This is a genomic window from Streptomyces regalis (genome assembly GCF_001509475.1).
GTDB lineage: Bacteria > Actinomycetota > Actinomycetes > Streptomycetales > Streptomycetaceae > Streptomyces > Streptomyces regalis.
This window is the reverse complement of record NZ_LLZG01000238.1, coordinates 1-516: the sequence shown is the minus strand read 5'-3', so window position 1 is coordinate 516 and position 516 is coordinate 1. Positions and strand designations below refer to the sequence as shown.

The window sequence follows — 516 nt, the reverse complement described above, 5'->3', positions numbered from 1 at the left end:
CGGGGCGCGTTGGGAAGAGTCGGCAGATCTGTGCCACCGGCAGCTCGTGCAGCAAGAGGTCATGGCGGTGCGGGGTGGAACGGATCTGCCCATCTCGGAATGACCTCACTCCCGTACGGCATCGGACAGCTCGAACCACACGACCTTCCAGCCGGGCGCGCGGGAGTGGCTGATCGCCGGGATCACCGGGTAGCGGCCCCACGCGTCCGCCAGCGCTTCTACCAGGTACAGGCCGCGGCCGAAGTCCTGGTCCGGGGTGCAGGGCAGGGGGTCGGGGAGTTCCGGGTGGTTGTCCATGACGCCGATGCGTACGGCGCTGCCGCGGGAACGGAGTCTGACGGTGACGGGGCCGTCCGAGTGCTTCACGGAGTTGGAGACCAGCTCCGAGGTCAACAGTTCGGCGGTGTCGGCGAGTTCGGGTGTGTGGGCGTATCCGAGGAGTGCGGTGCGGATGGTGTGGCGGGCGATCGAGAGGACTCGGGGGTCGTTGGGGAGCTTGAGGTGGCACTCCCAGGG

1 protein-coding gene is annotated in these 516 nt (G+C 68.4%); it reads right to left on the bottom strand.

Going from position 1 to position 516, the window contains the following annotated elements; all coding sequences use genetic code 11:
- Positions 1-105 precede the first annotated feature (105 nt).
- On the bottom strand, positions 106-516 hold a 411-nt coding region (locus ADL12_RS24285), incomplete at its 5' end, for an ATP-binding protein (RefSeq protein ID WP_062705122.1).